The following is a 16,100-nucleotide window of genomic DNA, read 5'->3' as shown; positions in this document are numbered from 1 at the left end:
GCCCTAATGTGAACGTCGACCTTCACCGCTCATCGGGAACGGCCAGCGTTCCGGTGACCTCGCCTCAGCTTCCCGGGGCGAAGCGGTGGATCACCGCGCGGGCGCCGGTGTCCAGCAGATAGCCGATCACGCCGATCACGAGGATCACCGCCATCAGCTGCTCATAGGCCAGCCGGTCGCGGGTATCGAGGATGAAGTATCCCAGGCCCGCCTGCACGCCCAGCATCTCGCACGGGACCAGCACGATCCACGAGATGCCGATGGCCAGCCGCAGGCCGGTGAGGACATGGCCCAGGATGCCCGGCAGGATGACGCGAGTCAGCGTTTCCCACCCGGTCGCCGCAAGGCTCTTCGACAGAAGCAGCCAGTGCGGGTTCAGCTGCCGCACGCCCGCGGCGGTGTTCAGCACGATCGGCCAGACGGCGGCGAAGGCCAGCAGGAAATAGATCGGCGCATCGCCCACGCCGAACACCAGCACCGCGATCGGCATCCATGACAGCGGCGAGATCATCCGCAGGAACTGGAAGGCCGGGGTTGCCGCCGCCTCGGCCAGCCGCGAGGCGCCGATCAGCAGGCCCAGCGGCACGCCCGCCAGCAGCGCAAGTCCAAGGCCCACCAGCACCCGCTTGAGGCTGACCGCGACATGCGTCCAGAGATCGGGGCCGGTCACCAGCGCCGCCAGCGCCGGCAGCGCGTCGCCCGGCGAAAAGCGGCGGGCAAAGCTGCCCTCGGCCGCCAGCAGGTCCGTCGCCGCCCACCAGAGCGCGAGCAGCAGCGCCAGGCCCGCAAGCCCCAGCCCCGCATGGGCCAGCCGCCCGCCAAACCCGGGCGTCACGACGCGCATCCTTGCCGGGGCGCGGCCCTGGTCCGCGACGCTCACGCCTGAATGACCTCTTGCCGGGTCCAGCCGTCGGGCAGGCCAAAGGCGGGAAGGCCGCCCATCTGTTCCAGCGCGCGCCTGACGAAGCTGTCGTCCACGAGATCGCCGGCCACGAAGGCCGGATCGAGCGCGTCGAGAAAGTCGCGCTCGCCTGCCACCTGGGTTTCCTTGAGTTGGCGCACCAGCTCCTCGGTGTAGCTGGGGTAGGGATAGGGCTGGAAGTCGATGCGCTGGCTCAGCCATTCCGGGTGGCGGATCGCGCCAGAGGCCACGTATTGCGCGTGGTCGGTGTCGGAAGGGGTCAGCACGCGCGACAGGATCTCGGGGCTGTGCGGCGTGTATTTCTGCGGGTCGGCGGCAGAGAGAAGCCTGGCCGTCTCGGCCCGGTTGTCGCGCGTCCAGAGCTGCGCCTTGACCATCGCGTTGACGACCTTCTGCGACCACTCGGGACGCCCGGTCAGGTCCTGCTCATGCATGAACACCACGCAGCAGGCGTGGTCCTTCCACACGTCGCCGGTGAAGCGCAGCACCTTGCCGACGCGGTTGACCTCGGCGGCGGCGTTGAACGGCTCGGCCACGATATAGCCCGCGATCTGGCCCGCGGCCAGCGCGGGCACCATGTCGGCGGGCGACATCAGCACCAGCGCGACCTCGTCGGCCGCCGGCTTGGCGTTGCCGGCCGCGATCTTCAGCCCGTTCTCGCGCAGAAGCTTCTGCAGCACGACGTTGTGGATCGAATACCAGTAGGGGATCGCCACGCTCTTGCCGCCAAGGTCGGCCACGCCGCCGATGTCGTTGGCCACCGTCAGGCCCGAGCCGCTGGTGTGGTTCCAGGCCACCACCTTGGCGGGGGTGTTGCCGTTGTAGCGCGCCCACACGGTGATCGGGGACAGCAGGTGGACGACGTTGACCTGTCCGGCAAGGAACGCCTCGACGATCTGCGACCAGCCGCGGAAAAGGACCGGCTTTTCGACCCGCAGGCCCTCGGCCTCGAACATGCCCTTGCCGTGGGCGACCAGAAGCGGCGTGGCGTCGGTGATCGGCAGATAGCCGATCCTGACCGGCTCGTCGGGGTCCTGCGCGCGCGCGGCGCGGGCGTTCAGGAACGGCAGCGCGCCCGTCGCCGTCAGCAGCGCCGACAGGCGGATGATGTCGCGGCGGGAGAAAAGCGAGTCCTCGGTCGGCATGGATGTTCCTCAGTGGGGTCGGGTGGCGCGGCGAAGCGTGCCGACGATCTCGATGCGGATCCGGCCCAGCTCGGCCACGAAGTCCTCGCGCGGGCGGGGCAGGTCGATGCGCCATTCGCCGATGGTCCGGGCAGGGGCGCCGCCCAGCAGCAGGATCCGGTCCGAGACCAGCAGCGCCTCGTCGATGTCATGGGTGACCAGCACCGCGGCGCTGCGATAGTCGGCGACGATCTGGACCAGCAGCGCCTGCATGTCGGCGCGCGTCACCTCGTCCAGCGCGCCGAAGGGTTCGTCGAGCAGCAGCACCTGCGGCTGGCGGGCAAGGCAGCGCGCCAGCGCCGCCCGCTGCGCCATCCCGCCCGACAGCGCGGCGGGGCGCAGATGGCGGGCGTGGGTCAGGCCGACCTCGGCGATGGCGCGGTCCACGCGCGCCTGCCGTTCGGCGCGCGACAGCTGCGGCTGGCGCTTGAAGTCGAGCCCGAAGGCCACGTTGCCTTCAAGGTCGAGCCAGGGCAGCAGCGCCGGGTTCTGGAAGGCGATGGCAAGGCGCGGGTGAACGCCGTCGAGCGCCGCGCCATCGACGGCGATGGTGCCCGCGTCGGGCGCCTGCAGCCCCGACAGCACCCGCAGCAGGCTGGACTTGCCGACGCCGCTGGGGCCGAGGACGGAAACGATCTCTCCCGGGGCAAGGTCCAGGTCGAAATCGGCCAGCACCGGCTGCGCCGCGCCGGGATAGCGCAGCGCGACGCGGCTGGCCTGCAGGGTTGAACCGGCGCTCATGCGGCCTTCTTCGCCGCCGCCAGAACGCCCTGAAGCTGGACGAGGCTGGGGGTGATAAGCGGCACGAACGCCGCCTCGCGCCAGCGGCGGGCGAAGTCGCGGCCGGGTTCCTGCAGGAAGTTGCGCCCGCCGCCCGCCTGCAGTTCCAGCGAGACGGCTTCCTGCGCGATGCCCGCAAGCTCGATCCGCAACTCGAACAGGGGTGCGGTGTTGGCGACGAAGCCGCCGCTGCGGATGCCGGCGACGACCTGGGCCTGCGCGTGGTCAAGACGCCGCGCGGCGTCCTCGATCGCGGGGCCCAGCACGTCGCGGCCGGCACCGCCGCATTCGCCCGCCTCGGCCAGCGCGCGGCGGGCCAGGCCGATGGTCATGGCGCATTGCAGCGCGATGAACAGCGGCCGGACGCCGGGCAGCCAGCCTTGCGCGTTCTGCGAGATGACGCGGGCGCGGGGGATCCGCACGTCGGTCAGCGTCACGGCCGCCGTGTCGGACGACCGCATCCCCATCAGCGACAGGTCGTCGGACCGGACCAGCCCCGGGTCGTCATGAGCCAGCGACACGATGATCGCGGGCCCGCCCTCGACCGGATCGGCGGCGGCGGCGACCCAGAAGCCGTCCTTGCGCAGGTTCGTGACCCACGGCAGCTTGCCGTTGATGACGATCCCGTCGCCGTCGTTCCGCGCCGTCACCTGCAGGGGCTCAAGCCCGGCAAGGTACTTCATCACGTTCGACAGGGCCGAGGCGCCGGCCCGTTCACCCGCAAGGATGGCATGCAACTGCGCCCCGCGCAGTTCGGCATTCGGCGTCTGGACCAGAAACTCGGTATAGCAGCGGTGTCCCCACAGCATGAAGGCCGCGGCCAGCGAGTGCTGCGCCACCGCCGCCACCGCCTGCACGGCATCCGCGGCGTCCCCGCCGCTGCCGCCCACCGCCTGCGGCACCGCCAGCCGCGTCAGCCCCGCCCCGGCGAGGCGCGGCAGGACCGATGCGGCCGGGACATCGCCCCGGTCGATCCCCTCGGCCGACCGGGCAAGCCAGTCGGCGAGGTCGGCGGGCAGCGTCACCGTCATTCCGCCGCGGCGGCCTGCGCCGCCCCTTTCCATTCATAGGCCGCAAGCTGCGGGTTCAGCTCGGGCTGCCCCATGTTGTTGGCGAAGTTGCAGAGCGTGGCCAGGCTGACGCCCAGCACGACTTCCAGCGCAGCCTGATCGTCGAAGCCCGCGTCCTTGAAACCCGCCAGCTCGGCATCGCTGACCGCGCCGCGCGAGGCAATCACGGCTTCGGTAAAGCGCGCCACCGCGTCCAGCCGCGCATCGGGCACCTGCGCCTTGTCGCGCAGCGCCGAGATGACGCCCTGATCCAGCTTCGCCTTTTTCTCGGCGACGGCGGTGTGGCCGGCCACGCAGAAGCCGCAGCCATGGGTCGCGGCGGCGGTGATCTGCACCGCCTCGCGTTCCGCCAGCGTCAGCGACGCGCGGCCGTTGATCTCGCCCACGGTCTGATAGGTTTCCAGCGCGACCGGCGCATTGGCCAGCAGCCGCACGAGGTTCGGCAGGAAGCCATTGTTCTTCTGCGCGGCTTCAAGACGCGGCTGAGCCTCGGCAGGCGCGTCCTCGATGGTGCGAAGCGGAAGACGGGACATGGGATCTCCTTTGCATCGGGCGGCGGGGGGCCACCTGGGCCGAGGGAAAACATTCCTGACCGGCGAAGTTACCCGTCATAAATAGCAATTCGGGGCGGGCGGGTTAATGGCTTGGAGTTCCTTGTGAAAAATTAGGAATAACCGCCCGGGTCGCTGCAATGCAGCAGGATATTTTCCCCTCTACATGGCAAGCGCGAGACCTTCCTTCAAGCTCGGGCAGCGAATGCGTGCAATCGGTCCGATTTCCGTCGGCTGACGCCCTACTTTCCGACGGCACTCTGCCATCTGAAATCAACTGTCACACTACCGAAAGGATCGGCCGCTATGGCGGATCGAAGCCACACCGGGAGTCTGCCATGAAGACGATTCTGCTTTCCACCGCCCTCAGCGCGCTTGCCACCGCCTCGCTCGCGCAGGACCTGCCGCAGGCAGAGAACGAATGGTTCAAGGCCGGCGAGGCCAAGATCGAGGAACTGATGGCGATCCAGCCGAACACCGGCCGGGCCAAGAACGTCATCCTGTTCACCGCCGACGGCAACGGGGTCGGCACGAACTACGCGATCCGCCTGTTCTCGGGCCAGCAGGAAGGCGGCCTTGGCGACGACTACCAGCAGCCGTCCGAAAAGTTCCCCCACTCGGCGCTGGTCAAGACCTACTCGACCAACGGCCAGACCCCTGACTCGGCGCCGACCGCCAGCGCCATGAACACCGGCGTCAAGACCAAGAACGACCTCATCAACGTGTCGGACGCGACCACGGTCGGCGACTGCGAGGCCGGGCTGAAGAACGGCCTGACGACCTTCGCCGAGATCGTGTCAGGCATGGGCAAGTCGGTCGGCGTCATCTCGACCGCCCGCATCACCCACGCGACGCCCGCCGCCGTCTATGCGCGCACCGCCGACCGCGACTGGGAAAACAGCGCGGAAATCCCGGAAGGCTGCGCCCAGAAGGACATCGCCGATCAGCTCATCGACCAGATGAAGGCCGGCGTGATCGACGTGGCGCTGGGTGGCGGCCGCTCGCAGTTCCTGCCCGAGGGGACCGAGGACGCGGAAGGCAAGAAGGGCCTGCGCACCGACAGCCGCAACCTCGTCGAGGAAGCCGAGGCCGCGGGCTTCGCCTTCGCCCAGGACGAGGAAAGCTTCAAGGCGCTGGCCTGGGGCGACAACAAGCCGGTGCTGGGCCTGTTCGAAGGCTCGCACATGAAGTACGAGGCCGACCGCACCGGCGAGCCCTCGCTGGCGGAAATGACCGAGGCGGCGATCAAGTCGCTGTCGCAGAACGAGCAGGGCTTCTACCTCAACATCGAGGGCGGCCGGGTCGACCACGCCAACCACGACGGCAACGTCAAGCGCGCGCTGGTGGACGGCAAGGCGTTTCAGGACGCCATCGCCAAGGCGGCCGAGCTGACCAACCCCGAGGACACGCTGATCATCGTGACCGCCGACCACGAGCACGCGATCGCGTTCAACGGCTATTGCGGCCGCGGCACCCCGATCGAGGGCCTGTGCTACAAGGTCGACGAGGCGGGCCAGAAGCACCTGGACGAGCTGGAATCGGCCGCCGACGGCAAGCCCTACAGCGTCGTGGGCTTCCTGAACGGCGTGGGTTCGGTCCTGGTCGAGCAGGCGACGCCGGAAGCGGCGGCGACCGACTCGGCCGCGACCTCGGCCTCGACCGACGTGACGGCGCCCGAAGCCGCGCCGGCGATGGACGCGGCGGCGCAGGGTGCCGCGGCGACCGCGACGGCTGCCGCCGCCGCCCCGGCTGCTGCTCCGGCGTCCGACGCCGAGGAAGCGCAGGCGGTTTATGCCGCGCCCGAAGGCCGCGCCACGCTGACACAGGAAGAAGCGACCGACATCGACTTCGTCCAGCAGGCGCTGCTGCCGATGTCGTCGGAAACCCACTCGGGCGAGGATGTCGCGGTGTTCGCGCGCGGCCCCTGGTCGCACCTCTTCGACGGCGTGATCGAGCAGAACGTGATCTTCCACGTGATGAACAAGGCCGTGACGGCCGAGTAATCGCGCCCCACATTATGTGAAAGGCAGGGCGGACCACCCCGGTCCGCCCTGTCCCGTTGGGGGACTGCCCCCACGACGAAAGGAGAGGTCTTGCCATGAACCGCCGCACGCTGATCCGGGCGTTCACCCTCGCCGCCGCCACCGCGCCGCTGACCCGGCTTCCCGCCTTTGCCGAGGGCGCGCCGATCAAGATGCGCGACCTTTACAACAAGGACCTGTCGTTTTCCGACCTCGCGCTGTCGAACGAGGGCAAGCGCGTCGCCGTCTCGGGCTTCATGGCCCCGCCGCTCAAGGCGGAATCGGTGTTCTTCGTGCTGACCAAGAAGCCGATGGCGGTCTGCCCGTTCTGCGAGCCGGGGATGCCCTGGCCCGACGATATCCTCGCCATCTATGCGCGCCGCGTGGTCAAGGTCATCGGCTTCAACATCCCGATCGTCACCGAAGGCACGCTGGAGCTTGGCGACCACGTCGATCCCGACCTGGGCTTCGCGTCCAAGGTGCGGCTGGTGGACGCGACCTATGCCCGTGCCTGACACGGCGCTGGCGGACGGGGTGCTTGCCGCCCGGACGCTGCCGGACAGGGGCGCGCTGCCGCTGTCCGTGTCGGGCCTGCGGGTCGTGGCGGGCGGACGCACGATCCTCGACGTCCCGTCGCTCGAGGTCGCGGCGGGGGCGCTGGTCGTCCTGCGCGGCGCGTCGGGGGCGGGCAAGTCCACGGCGCTGAACGTCCTGTCGGGCAACATGGCCGCGCAGGCGGGCCGGGTGCGCTGGGGCGCGACCGACATCGCGGCGCTGCCGCCCTCGGGGCGCAGGCGGTTCCGGCGCGAACGGCTGGGGCTGCTGTTTCAGGACTACCGGCTGTTCGCCGAACTGGGCGCGCTCGACAACGCCGCCCTGCCCGCCGCCTGGGCGCCCGCGCCGCGCCGCGCGGGGCTGCGCGCCACCGCCCGCGCGTCGCTGGACCGTCTGGGTCTGGCCGACGCCGCCCGCCGCCCCGTCGCGGTCATGTCGGGGGGCGAGCGGCAGCGGGTCGCGATGGCCCGCGCGTTGTCCACCGGACCGGCCGTGATCCTTGCCGACGAGCCGACCGCCAGCCTGGACCGCGAGAACGCCGACCGGCTGGCGGATGATCTGGCCCTGCTTGCGGGCGCGCATACGCTGGTGGTGGTTAGCCACGATCCCGCGATGCAGGCGCGGGCGACCCGCCTGCTGACGCTGGCCGACGGCCGCATCGTCGACGACAGCGATGCCTGAGCTTTCCACCGCGACGCAGGACGCGCTTGTCGCGCTGGCGCTGATCCTGCCGGGGCTCGTCTGCGGCGCGCTGGTCATGCGCGGCTACCGCCCGTGGCCGGTCATCGCCGCCATGCTGCGCCGCGCGGCCGGAACGGCCGTCCTGTTCGCCGCGCTGATCGCCGTGGCGCTGGCGCTTGGCCTGATCCTGACCGCGCAGGAACGCGGCCTGCGGCAGGCATCGGCCCGCGCGGCCGATCCGTTCGACGTCATCGTGGCCGCGCCGGGCAGCGAGACGACGGCGATGCTCGCGTCGGTGTTCCTGCAACCGGCGGACCTGCCGCTGCTGACCGGCGCGCAGTTCGCCGAAGTCGCCGCCACCCCCGGCGTGACGCTGGCCGCCCCGCTGGGCTTCGGCGACAGCGCCGACGGCGCCCCGGTCGTCGGCACCACGGCCGCGTTCGTCTCCCACCTCGCCGGACCCCCGGCCGAGGGCCGGCCCTTCGCCGCGCGGGCCGAGGCGGTTGTCGGCGCCCTTGCCCCTTTCGCGCCGGGGGACGAGATCGAACCCGCGCATGGCGTGGGCGAGGCGGCCGAGGACCACGCCCACGAAGGCCATAACCTGACCGTCGTCGGCCGCCTCGCGCCGACCGGCGGGCCGTGGGACCACGCCGTGATCGTGCCGGTCGAGACGTTGTGGGACATGCACGGCCTGCCCGACGGCCACCCGCAGGGCGACGCGGACGGGAACCGGCCGATCGGCCCGCCGTGGGACACCGCCTCGTTCCCCGGCGTGCCCGCGGTCGCGGTCGACACCGACCAGCTCGCCGCCGCCTATGGCGTGCGCGCGGCGCTGTCGCGGCCCGACATCATGGCGTTCTTTCCGGGCGCGGTGCTGGCGCAGCTGCACGCGGTCCTGGGCGACGCGCGGGCGGCGCTGTCGGTGATGGCGCTTGCGTCGCAGGCGCTGGTCACGGTCGCGGTGCTGGCGGGACTGGCGCTGGTGATGGCGCTTTTCGCCGACCAGTTCGCGCTGCTGGCGGCGATGGGGGCGCCGCTGCGGTTCACGCTGGCGGTGTCATGGGGCTTCGCCGCGATCCTGATCCTCGGCGGCGCCGCGCTGGGGGTGGCGCTGGCGCTGGCCGGGATGGGGGCCGCGTCGCAGATCCTGTCCGAGCGGCTGGGTTTCGCCGTCCACGCGCGCCTGGGCTGGCCCGAGGCGCACATGACGGCCGCTTTCGTGACGCTGATGCTGGTGGCGGCGCTGGTTCCCGCGATCGCCCGGATGCGCGGCCAGCGCCGGTCGGGGATCGCCTGAGCGCCGCGCGTCTCGCGCAGCCCGGTTGACGCGGCGCAGTTGACGCGGCGGGCAGCGCGGCGGATGTCTGCACGGGTGAGACGCCTCGACCCCCGCCCCTTCACCACCCTCGCGCTCGCCGCCGCCGGCACGCTGGTCTTTCATCTGGCCGGGCTGCCGCTGCCGTTCCTGCTGGGGCCGATGGCCGCCTGCCTCGCGGGCGCCTTCGCCGGCGCGCGGATGCGTGACCTGGGACTGCTGGGCACGTTCATGCGGACGTTCCTGGGCGTCGCGGCGGGATCCGCGATCACGCCGGACATGGTCGGGCACCTGCCGGATTTCGCGCTGTCGCTAGCCTTCGTGCCACTGTTCGTGCTGCTGATCGGGGCGGCGGGATACCCGCTGTTCCGTCGCGTGTTCGGCTTCGACCACGCCACCGCGTGGTTCGGGGCGATGCCGGGCGGGCTGCAGGACATGCTGGTGTTCGGCGAAGAAGCGGGGGGCGACGTGCGGGCGCTATCGCTGATCCACGCCTCGCGCGTCCTCGTCATCGTGACGGTCGCGCCCCTGGTCATGTCGGCGGTCTGGGGGATCGACCTGTCGGTCCCGCCCGGCGCACGGGCCGGGGACACCGATCCGCTGCAGATCGCCCTGATGGTCGGGGCCTGCATCGCGGGCTGGCGGATCGCCGCGCGGCTGCGGCTGTTCGGGGCGACGATCCTGGGGCCGATGATCCTGACCGCGATCCTGTCGCTGTCAGGCATCATCACCACCCGCCCCCCGGCCGAGATCATCTGGGCGGCGCAGTTCTTCATCGGGATGGCGGTCGGCGCGCGCTACAGCGGCATCACGCTGCGCGAGCTGCGCGTGGACGTGGGCGCGGGCGTCGCATATGCGCTGATCCTGTCGGGCATCTCGATCCTGTTCATCGAGGTGATCCGCGCCCTCGACCTTGCGCCCGGGCTGGATGCGTTCCTGGCGTTCCTGCCCGGCGGGCAGTCCGAGATGGTGGTGATGGCGATCATCGCGGGCGCCGACCTCGCCTATGTCGTGGCCCATCACCTGGTGCGGATGGTGCTGGTGATCGCGCTGGCCCCGGTGGCGGGGCGCTGGTCGCAGCGGCGCCCGCAGCGCGACGACGACCTGTGACCGTTACCGGCCGCGCGCCAGTCAGGCCGGGTTGCGCGCGATCTCGTCCACCAGCCGCCGCAGGTCGCCGAAATGCCCCTCGCCCCGCGCCGGCCGGGTCGGGTCCGAGGTGATGGCGACGCTCATCCGCAGGGCCGGGACGACCGCGAGCATCTGCCCGCCATAGCCGCGCGCATAGGCCGCGTCGTGGCCGCCGAACCGCGTCAGGAACCAGCCGTAGCCATACTGGTCGCCCGAGAAGGGCGATCGCGCGCGCGGCTGCCACGAGGTGTCGAGCCACGCCTTGCTCACCACCCGCTCGCCGCCGATCTGGCCGCCGCCCAGCGCCATGTCGCCGATCCGCGCCAGCGCCAGCGGGCTCAGCGCCATGTCGTTGCCGCCAAGATAGCGCCCCTGCGGATCGCGCACCCACGGCGGCATCGCGATGTCGAGCGGACCGGCCAGCCAGTCGCGCGCCAGCGTCAGCAGGCTTTCGCCGCTGGCCCGCGCCAGCGCCGCGCCAAGGACGTGCCAGCCGCCGGTGGAATAGATAAAGTTGCCGCCCGGCCGCCCCGAGGGGTTCGCCAGCACGTAGTCCACCCAGTCGCGGCTGTTCACCCACGCGCCGTAATTCGCCCCCGACGTGCTGGCGAGTCCGCTTTGCATCGTCAGCAGGTTCCCGATGGTCAGCGTGTCGCGCGCGTCCCCGAAGGCCGCGCGACCCAGGATCGGCAGCACCGGCTGGTCCGGCCCGTCCAGCACGCCGCGGTCGATGGCGATGCCGGTCAGCAGCGCGACGATGGTCTTGCTTACCGATTTCACGTTCACCGGCCGGTCCAGCGCCGGTCCCCGGAACGCGCGGCCGAACGCCTGCGCGCCGCCCCGGGTCACCACCAGCGCGTGCAGCTGGTCCAGCCGCGCGGCCGTCCCGGCCCATGCCGGTTGCGCCTGTGCCCGCGCGCCAAGCGGCGCCAGCGCGGCGGCGGAGGCCAGGATCATCCGACGGCGGGTGAGATGGTGCGTCATCGGCTGGTCCCCTTTGTGCAGGGGGAGACTACAGCACCCCGCCCGGCATCGGGGCAACGGCGGTCAGAACGGAACCGGGGCCGAAAACGTCATTGTGACATTGCTGTCGGGATGGCGCAGGCGCAGCGTTTCGGCGTGCAGCATCAGCCGGGGATGGTCGGCCGCCGCGCCTTCGGCATACAGGCTGTCGCCAAGGATCGGGTGGCCGAGCGAGGCCATGTGCACCCGCAGCTGGTGGCTGCGGCCCGTCACCGGCGTCAGGCGGACACGGGTTTCGGCGTCGTCCGCGCGGATCACGCGCCATTCGGTCCGGGCGGGGCGGCCATCCTTGTGGTCCACCTTCTGGCGCGGGCGGTTCGGCCAGTCCACGATCAGCGGCAGGTCCACGGTGCCCGACTTCGGCTTCAGCCGCCCCGACAGCCGTGCGACATACGCCTTTTTCGTCTGCCGCCGCTCGAACTGCTGGCCAAGATGGCGCTGCGCGTGCGGCGTCAGCGCGAACACCATCACCCCCGACGTGTCTAGGTCCAGCCGGTGGACCAGCAGCACGGTTGGGAACGCCACTGCCAGCCGCGCGATCAGGCAGTCGGCACGGTCGTCCCCCCGCCCCGGCACCGACAAAAGGCCCGCAGGCTTGTCCACGATCAGGATCTGGTCGTCGGCGTGGATCAGGCGGGGCTGTTCGTCGGTCGGGACATAGACGAAGGGCGCAGGCGCGGCTTCAGGCATCGGTCACTTCGCGACCAGCCGCACCGCAAGGCCCGCGAACATGACCCCCGCGACCTTGTTGAGGATGCCGAGATGCCGGCCCAGCATGTGGCCAAGGCTGCCCGCGACCACCCCGTAGCCGATCGTGACCAGCGTCCCGGTAAAGGCGAAGATCAGGCCCAGGCCCAGGAACTGCTGCCAGATCGGCCCATAGGCGGGGCTGGTGAACTGCGGCAGGAACGCCAGCAGGAACAGCACCGGCTTGGGGTTGAGAAGGTTCGACAGCATCCCGCGCCGGACGATGTTCCATGTTCGCACGGACGCGCGGGCGGCGGGCTCGGGCGGCGGCGCGGTCCAGCTTTTCCACGCGAGGAACAGAAGATATGCGGCCCCGATCCACTTGATCCCCATCAGCGCCTGCGGGTGCGCGGCGATCACCGCGCCAAGGCCGACGGTCGCCAGAAAGACGTGGCAGACCACCCCCAGCCCCACGCCGAAACCCGCCAGCGCGCCCGCGCGCGGCCCGCCCTGCACCCCGCAGGCGCTGGCGAAGAACACGTCCTGCCCCGGCGCGAAGTTCAGGACCAGCCCGCCCGTGACGAAGGCCAGCAGCTGCGCCGCCGGGATGTTGCCGAGCGTGTCCCAGATCACCTGTCAGTTCCCCCGCTGCGGCACGCCGTCCGCGATCTCGTAATAGTCGCCCTTGTGGTCCACCCGCACGTGGTGCGACAGCCGCATCCCGGTGGGCGCGTCGAGCGCGCCGGCCGACACCTCGATGTCATCCTCGACCGCCTGTCCATCCTTGACGCCGCGCCAGAACAGGGACGACCCGCATTCGGCGCAGAACCCCCGCTCGCCGATGGCGGACGATCGGTACCAGCGCAGCGCGCGGCTGTCCTCGATCTCAAGCGCGGTGACACCCGTCTCGGCCCAGACGTGCCCCGACCAGCGCCGGCACATGCCGCAGTGACAGGCGACGATGCCGCCGTCGTCGGGTTCGGCGGTGAAGCGCACCGCGCCGCACAGGCAGCCGCCTTTCAGCGCGGCCGTCATTCAGACGGTGTCCACGGGCTGACCTGGTAATAGTCGCCCTTGTTGCCGGTGAAGGATGGCGGCCCCAGGTGCAGCCCGGTCGGCTGGTCGAACAGCCCCGCCGACAGGTCCACCGTGCCCGCGTCGCGTTCGCGCCAGTAGACATACGACCCGCATTCGGCGCAGAAGCCCCGGTCCGCCTTGTCGCTGTGCTGGTAGATCGCGGGCGCGACGCTCCATTCCACGGCGTCCCAGGGCACGGTCAGGAACGCCCAGACGTGGCCCGACTGGCGGCGGCACTGGGTGCAGTGACATTCGCGCGCCTCGACGGCGTCGGTCCGCACCTGCAGCGCGATCGCGCCGCACAGGCAGGCGCCGGAAAGATCCCTCATGCGCTTTTCTCCTGCGGAAGGCCGTCGGCGATGTCGTAGTAGTCGCCCTTGAAGTCGGTGTAGATATGGCGTTCCAGCTGCTGACCAATGGGCTCGTCCAGCGTGCCCATGCCGACCGAGACGTGATCCGCCCCGTCCGCGCGCCAGAAGAGCGAGGTTCCGCATGTGGCGCAGAACCCGCGCTCGGCGTCCCCGGACGAGCGGAACCACTTCGGCGCGCCGGTCACCTTCAGGGCATCTTTCGGCACCATGCCCGACGCCCAGACATGCCCCGACCAGCTGCGGCACATGCCGCAATGGCAGGCGGCGTTGCCCAGCGCCTCGGCCCCGGCGGTGTAGCGTACCGCGCCGCACAGGCAGCCGCCGGTCAGGTCAGAGCGTTCCGAAGACATCGTGCAGGATTCCTTCCAGCGCCGTCGAGTCGGCGGCCGTGAAAGCGTCGGGCAGGTCGCTGTCGATGTCCAGCACCCCGATCAGCCGCCGGTTCGCGCCGAACACCGGGATCACCAGTTCCGACCGGGTGGAGCTGGCGCAGGCGATGTGGCCGGGAAAGGCGTCCACATCGGGCACCAGCTGCGTCTGCCCCGTGCGCGCCGCCGCCCCGCAGACCCCGCGCGCGAACGGGATCACGAGGCAGCCGTGCCCGCCCTGGTACGGGCCGATCTTCAGCAGTTCGGGTCCGGTCACGCGGTAGAAGCCGGTCCAGTCGAAGCGGTCGTCGGCGTGGTGGATCTCGCACGCCAGCGTCGCCATCAGAGCCACCTTATCGGTTTCCCCGTGGGTAAGCGAGACGATGCTGGCGGCGAGGGCGGGGTAGTCGATCATGGCAGGCTCCTGTTTCACGGGACCGGCGTCCACATCACGTCGTCGATCCGCGGCGCGCCGGTCGCCAGCATCACCAGCCGGTCGAACCCCAGCGCGATGCCCGATGCGGGCGGCATGTGGGCGAGGGCGGCAAGGAAGTCCTCGTCCAGCGGGTAGCGTTCGCCGTGGACGCGGTGCTTTTCTTCCATCTCGACAATGAAGCGGGTGCGCTGTTCGTCCGGGTTCGTCAGCTCGCCGAAGCCGTTCGCCAGCTCGACGCCGCAGGCGTAAAACTCGAACCGCTCGGCCACGCGGGGATCGTCGGGGGCGCGGCGGGCCAGCGCCGCCTCGGGCGCGGGATAACGGTCCAGCACGGTCGGGCGGCCGTGACCGAGATGCGGCTCCACCCGTTCGACCAGCACGCGGCTGAGAAGGTCGGACCAAGTGTCGTCATGGGCGTGGCGGATGCCGGAGGCGGCAAGCCGCGCGGCGAGCCCGTCGCGGTCGGTCGATCCGTCCGCGGCCACGGTCGCCAGCAGGTCGAACCCGGCGTGGCGGGCGAATGCGTCGGCGACCGACAGACGCTCGGGCGCGGCGAAGGGATCGCAGGTGGCGTCGCCGTGCCGCAGCAGGGTCGCCCCGGCCGCTTCCGCCGCCACGCGCAGGAAGGCGGCGCAGTCGTCGATCAGGACGTCGTAGGGCTCGCCCGTCCGGTACCATTCCAGCATCGTGAACTCGGGGCTGTGGCGCGCCCCCCGCTCGCGGTTGCGCCAGACGTGCGAGAACGCGGCGATCCGCGTTTCACCGGCCGCCAGCAGCTTCTTCATCGCGAACTCGGGCGAGGTGTGCAGATACATCCGCCGCGCCACGCCGTCGTTCCCGATCGCGTCGGTAGCAAAGGCGTGCAGATGCGCCTCGTTTCCCGGGCTGATGGCCAGCGCGGCGGGGTCCACCTCGGTAAAGCCGTGGGCGTCCAGCCAGGAACGGATCGCGGCCTGCGCGCGGTTCCGCGCCAGCAGAAGCGGGCGGCGGTCGGCGTGACGGCGGGGGTTCCACCACGCGGTCTGGGACGGCGTTCCGGTCATGGCTGGCGAAATCCGATGGGTTGCGCTAATGACCGCGCGATATTCCACACATCCCCAGATCGCAAGAAAGACGCCCGTGAAAGTCATCGCTTCCAGCCTTCGCAAAGGCAACGTCGTGGAGCTGGACGGCAAGCTGTATGTCGTCCTGATCGCCCAGAACTTCCATCCCGGCAAGGGCACGCCCGTCACGCAGGTGGACATGCGCCGGATCGCGGACGGCGTGAAGGTGTCGGAACGCTGGCGCACGACCGAGCAGGTGGAACGCGCGCATGTGGACGAACGCGCCTACGACTTCCTTTACGAGGACGGCGAGGGGTTCCACTTCATGGAGCCGGAAAGCTACGAGCAGCTGGTGGCCCCGGCCGACATGGTGGGCGACCAGAAGGCGTACCTGCAAGAAGGCATGCGCCTGTTCCTGCAGGTCTACAACGGCGTGCCGATCGCGATGACCCTGCCGCAGCGGATCACGGTCGAGATCACCGAGACCGAGCCGGTAGTGAAGGGCCAGACCGCGTCGTCGTCTTACAAGCCGGCGACGGTGGACAACGGCCTGCGGGTGATGGTGCCGCCGCATATCGGCGTGGGCACGCGGATCGTCATCAACACCGAGGACAACAGCTACGTCGAGCGCGCGAAGGACTGATCCTTTCGCATCGGCGGTCGGTGCTTGAGGAACCGGGTCACGAACCCGTTTCCGAGCGGTCCGGTGGCGTCAGCACGCCGGAGGGACGGGACTGCCCGGGTGGGCGCGAACGCGCCCGCCAAGGGGCGGGCAGGCGCGTCCCGGTCCGCTCTGGGCGGACCGGGGGTGCATCGAAGGACCGGAGCTTAGTCAGGCTCAGCGACTTGCGAGTGATCGGAAGGGGCGGTCCTGCTGAAGGAAAC

General features: G+C 70.7%; 19 protein-coding genes. 6 read left to right on the top strand and 13 right to left on the bottom strand.

Annotated features, from left to right (window positions below):
- Positions 1-64: 64 nt before the first annotated feature.
- From FNF32_RS06010 to FNF32_RS05990, 5 genes are read right to left on the bottom strand one after another with little or no spacing between them, the layout of a single operon-like run.
- The gene (locus FNF32_RS06010; RefSeq protein WP_221930668.1) at positions 65-880 is read right to left on the bottom strand and encodes an ABC transporter permease; all 816 of its coding nucleotides are present in this window, start codon (positions 878-880) and stop codon (positions 65-67) included.
- Complete coding sequence (locus FNF32_RS06005; protein ID WP_131675275.1) at positions 877-2,067, bottom strand: ABC transporter substrate-binding protein; 1,191 nt, start codon at positions 2,065-2,067, stop codon at positions 877-879. Before FNF32_RS06005 ends, FNF32_RS06010 begins: the two co-directional genes overlap by 4 nt.
- A 9-nt stretch (positions 2,068-2,076) precedes the next feature.
- Positions 2,077-2,847 (bottom strand): ABC transporter ATP-binding protein, encoded by a 771-nt coding sequence (locus FNF32_RS06000; RefSeq protein WP_131675276.1) that lies wholly within the window; start codon positions 2,845-2,847, stop codon positions 2,077-2,079.
- Complete coding sequence (locus FNF32_RS05995; RefSeq protein ID WP_131675277.1) at positions 2,844-3,917, bottom strand: acyl-CoA dehydrogenase family protein; 1,074 nt, start codon at positions 3,915-3,917, stop codon at positions 2,844-2,846. The genes FNF32_RS06000 and FNF32_RS05995 overlap by 4 nt, the downstream gene beginning before the upstream one ends.
- The gene (locus FNF32_RS05990) at positions 3,914-4,489 is read right to left on the bottom strand and encodes a carboxymuconolactone decarboxylase family protein (RefSeq protein WP_131675278.1); all 576 of its coding nucleotides are present in this window, start codon (positions 4,487-4,489) and stop codon (positions 3,914-3,916) included. Before FNF32_RS05990 ends, FNF32_RS05995 begins: the two co-directional genes overlap by 4 nt.
- 356 nt (positions 4,490-4,845) lie before the next feature.
- Between FNF32_RS05990 and FNF32_RS05985 the strand changes: the two genes are divergently transcribed.
- The 5 genes from FNF32_RS05985 to FNF32_RS05965 all read left to right on the top strand — a co-directional run bounded on the left by FNF32_RS05985 (position 4,846) and on the right by FNF32_RS05965 (position 10,189).
- Positions 4,846-6,510 carry an alkaline phosphatase gene (locus FNF32_RS05985; protein ID WP_131675279.1) on the top strand — a complete coding sequence of 555 codons (1,665 nt, stop codon included), beginning with the start codon at positions 4,846-4,848 and terminating at the stop codon, positions 6,508-6,510.
- Between the two features lie 95 nt (positions 6,511-6,605).
- Positions 6,606-7,043 carry a hypothetical protein gene (locus FNF32_RS05980; RefSeq protein ID WP_131675280.1) on the top strand — a complete coding sequence of 146 codons (438 nt, stop codon included), beginning with the start codon at positions 6,606-6,608 and terminating at the stop codon, positions 7,041-7,043.
- The gene (locus FNF32_RS05975; RefSeq protein ID WP_143796528.1) at positions 7,030-7,764 is read left to right on the top strand and encodes an ABC transporter ATP-binding protein; all 735 of its coding nucleotides are present in this window, start codon (positions 7,030-7,032) and stop codon (positions 7,762-7,764) included. The genes FNF32_RS05980 and FNF32_RS05975 overlap by 14 nt, the downstream gene beginning before the upstream one ends.
- Positions 7,757-9,061 (top strand): ABC transporter permease, encoded by a 1,305-nt coding sequence (locus FNF32_RS05970; RefSeq protein WP_131675114.1) that lies wholly within the window; start codon positions 7,757-7,759, stop codon positions 9,059-9,061. Before FNF32_RS05975 ends, FNF32_RS05970 begins: the two co-directional genes overlap by 8 nt.
- A 75-nt stretch (positions 9,062-9,136) precedes the next feature.
- The gene (locus tag FNF32_RS05965; RefSeq protein WP_246087709.1) at positions 9,137-10,189 is read left to right on the top strand and encodes an AbrB family transcriptional regulator; all 1,053 of its coding nucleotides are present in this window, start codon (positions 9,137-9,139) and stop codon (positions 10,187-10,189) included.
- Positions 10,190-10,210: 21 nt separating this feature from the next.
- Here FNF32_RS05965 and FNF32_RS05960 read toward each other — a convergent pair whose 3' ends face one another.
- The 8 genes from FNF32_RS05960 to epmA all read right to left on the bottom strand — a co-directional run bounded on the left by FNF32_RS05960 (position 10,211) and on the right by epmA (position 15,215).
- A complete protein-coding gene (locus tag FNF32_RS05960; RefSeq protein ID WP_131675116.1) occupies positions 10,211-11,194 on the bottom strand; it encodes a serine hydrolase domain-containing protein in 984 nt (327 codons plus the stop codon).
- A gap of 63 nt (positions 11,195-11,257) precedes the next feature.
- On the bottom strand, positions 11,258-11,923 hold the full coding sequence (locus tag FNF32_RS05955; protein ID WP_131675117.1) for an RluA family pseudouridine synthase: 666 nt from the start codon (positions 11,921-11,923) through the stop codon (positions 11,258-11,260).
- 3 nt (positions 11,924-11,926) lie between these two features.
- The gene (locus FNF32_RS05950) at positions 11,927-12,553 is read right to left on the bottom strand and encodes a LysE family translocator (RefSeq protein ID WP_131675118.1); all 627 of its coding nucleotides are present in this window, start codon (positions 12,551-12,553) and stop codon (positions 11,927-11,929) included.
- A gap of 3 nt (positions 12,554-12,556) precedes the next feature.
- The gene (locus tag FNF32_RS05945; protein WP_131675119.1) at positions 12,557-12,955 is read right to left on the bottom strand and encodes a GFA family protein; all 399 of its coding nucleotides are present in this window, start codon (positions 12,953-12,955) and stop codon (positions 12,557-12,559) included.
- Complete coding sequence (locus FNF32_RS05940) at positions 12,952-13,326, bottom strand: GFA family protein (RefSeq protein ID WP_131675120.1); 375 nt, start codon at positions 13,324-13,326, stop codon at positions 12,952-12,954. The genes FNF32_RS05945 and FNF32_RS05940 overlap by 4 nt, the downstream gene beginning before the upstream one ends.
- Complete coding sequence (locus tag FNF32_RS05935; RefSeq protein ID WP_131675121.1) at positions 13,323-13,718, bottom strand: GFA family protein; 396 nt, start codon at positions 13,716-13,718, stop codon at positions 13,323-13,325. The genes FNF32_RS05940 and FNF32_RS05935 overlap by 4 nt, the downstream gene beginning before the upstream one ends.
- Positions 13,699-14,151, bottom strand: a complete 453-nt coding sequence (locus tag FNF32_RS05930; protein ID WP_131675122.1) for a GAF domain-containing protein — start codon at positions 14,149-14,151, stop codon at positions 13,699-13,701. The genes FNF32_RS05935 and FNF32_RS05930 overlap by 20 nt, the downstream gene beginning before the upstream one ends.
- 14 nt (positions 14,152-14,165) lie before the next feature.
- Positions 14,166-15,215: an EF-P lysine aminoacylase EpmA gene (gene epmA / locus FNF32_RS05925; protein ID WP_131675123.1), complete on the bottom strand. Its 1,050-nt coding sequence runs from the start codon at positions 15,213-15,215 to the stop codon at positions 14,166-14,168.
- 76 nt (positions 15,216-15,291) lie between these two features.
- Here epmA and efp point away from each other — a divergent pair, with 76 nt between their 5' ends.
- The gene (gene efp, locus FNF32_RS05920) at positions 15,292-15,858 is read left to right on the top strand and encodes an elongation factor P (RefSeq protein WP_131675124.1); all 567 of its coding nucleotides are present in this window, start codon (positions 15,292-15,294) and stop codon (positions 15,856-15,858) included.
- Positions 15,859-16,100 lie beyond the last annotated feature (242 nt).

It is taken from the genome of Paracoccus marinus (assembly GCF_007018965.1).
Classification (GTDB): Bacteria; Pseudomonadota; Alphaproteobacteria; order Rhodobacterales; family Rhodobacteraceae; genus Paracoccus; species Paracoccus marinus.
The sequence above is the reverse complement of the archived record's forward strand: the minus strand, read 5'-3'. Positions and strand labels throughout refer to the sequence as shown.

Bases quoted from the DNA above. Each gene is read 5' to 3' on its own strand.
- FNF32_RS05975 (WP_143796528.1), top strand. From the start codon at position 7,030: ATGCCCGTGCCTGACACGGCGCTGGCGGACGGGGTGCTTGCCGCCCGG.
- FNF32_RS06005 (WP_131675275.1), bottom strand. From the start codon at position 2,067: ATGCCGACCGAGGACTCGCTTTTCTCCCGCCGCGACATCATCCGCCTG.
- FNF32_RS05985 (WP_131675279.1), top strand. From the start codon at position 4,846: ATGAAGACGATTCTGCTTTCCACCGCCCTCAGCGCGCTTGCCACCGCC.
- FNF32_RS05990 (WP_131675278.1), bottom strand. From the start codon at position 4,489: ATGTCCCGTCTTCCGCTTCGCACCATCGAGGACGCGCCTGCCGAGGCT.
- FNF32_RS05935 (WP_131675121.1), bottom strand. From the start codon at position 13,718: ATGTCTTCGGAACGCTCTGACCTGACCGGCGGCTGCCTGTGCGGCGCG.
- FNF32_RS05940 (WP_131675120.1), bottom strand. From the start codon at position 13,326: ATGAGGGATCTTTCCGGCGCCTGCCTGTGCGGCGCGATCGCGCTGCAG.
- FNF32_RS06000 (WP_131675276.1), bottom strand. From the start codon at position 2,847: ATGAGCGCCGGTTCAACCCTGCAGGCCAGCCGCGTCGCGCTGCGCTAT.
- FNF32_RS05945 (WP_131675119.1), bottom strand. From the start codon at position 12,955: ATGACGGCCGCGCTGAAAGGCGGCTGCCTGTGCGGCGCGGTGCGCTTC.
- FNF32_RS05980 (WP_131675280.1), top strand. From the start codon at position 6,606: ATGAACCGCCGCACGCTGATCCGGGCGTTCACCCTCGCCGCCGCCACC.
- FNF32_RS05955 (WP_131675117.1), bottom strand. From the start codon at position 11,923: ATGCCTGAAGCCGCGCCTGCGCCCTTCGTCTATGTCCCGACCGACGAA.
- FNF32_RS05930 (WP_131675122.1), bottom strand. From the start codon at position 14,151: ATGATCGACTACCCCGCCCTCGCCGCCAGCATCGTCTCGCTTACCCAC.
- FNF32_RS05970 (WP_131675114.1), top strand. From the start codon at position 7,757: ATGCCTGAGCTTTCCACCGCGACGCAGGACGCGCTTGTCGCGCTGGCG.
- FNF32_RS05960 (WP_131675116.1), bottom strand. From the start codon at position 11,194: ATGACGCACCATCTCACCCGCCGTCGGATGATCCTGGCCTCCGCCGCC.
- epmA (WP_131675123.1), bottom strand. From the start codon at position 15,215: ATGACCGGAACGCCGTCCCAGACCGCGTGGTGGAACCCCCGCCGTCAC.
- FNF32_RS05995 (WP_131675277.1), bottom strand. From the start codon at position 3,917: ATGACGGTGACGCTGCCCGCCGACCTCGCCGACTGGCTTGCCCGGTCG.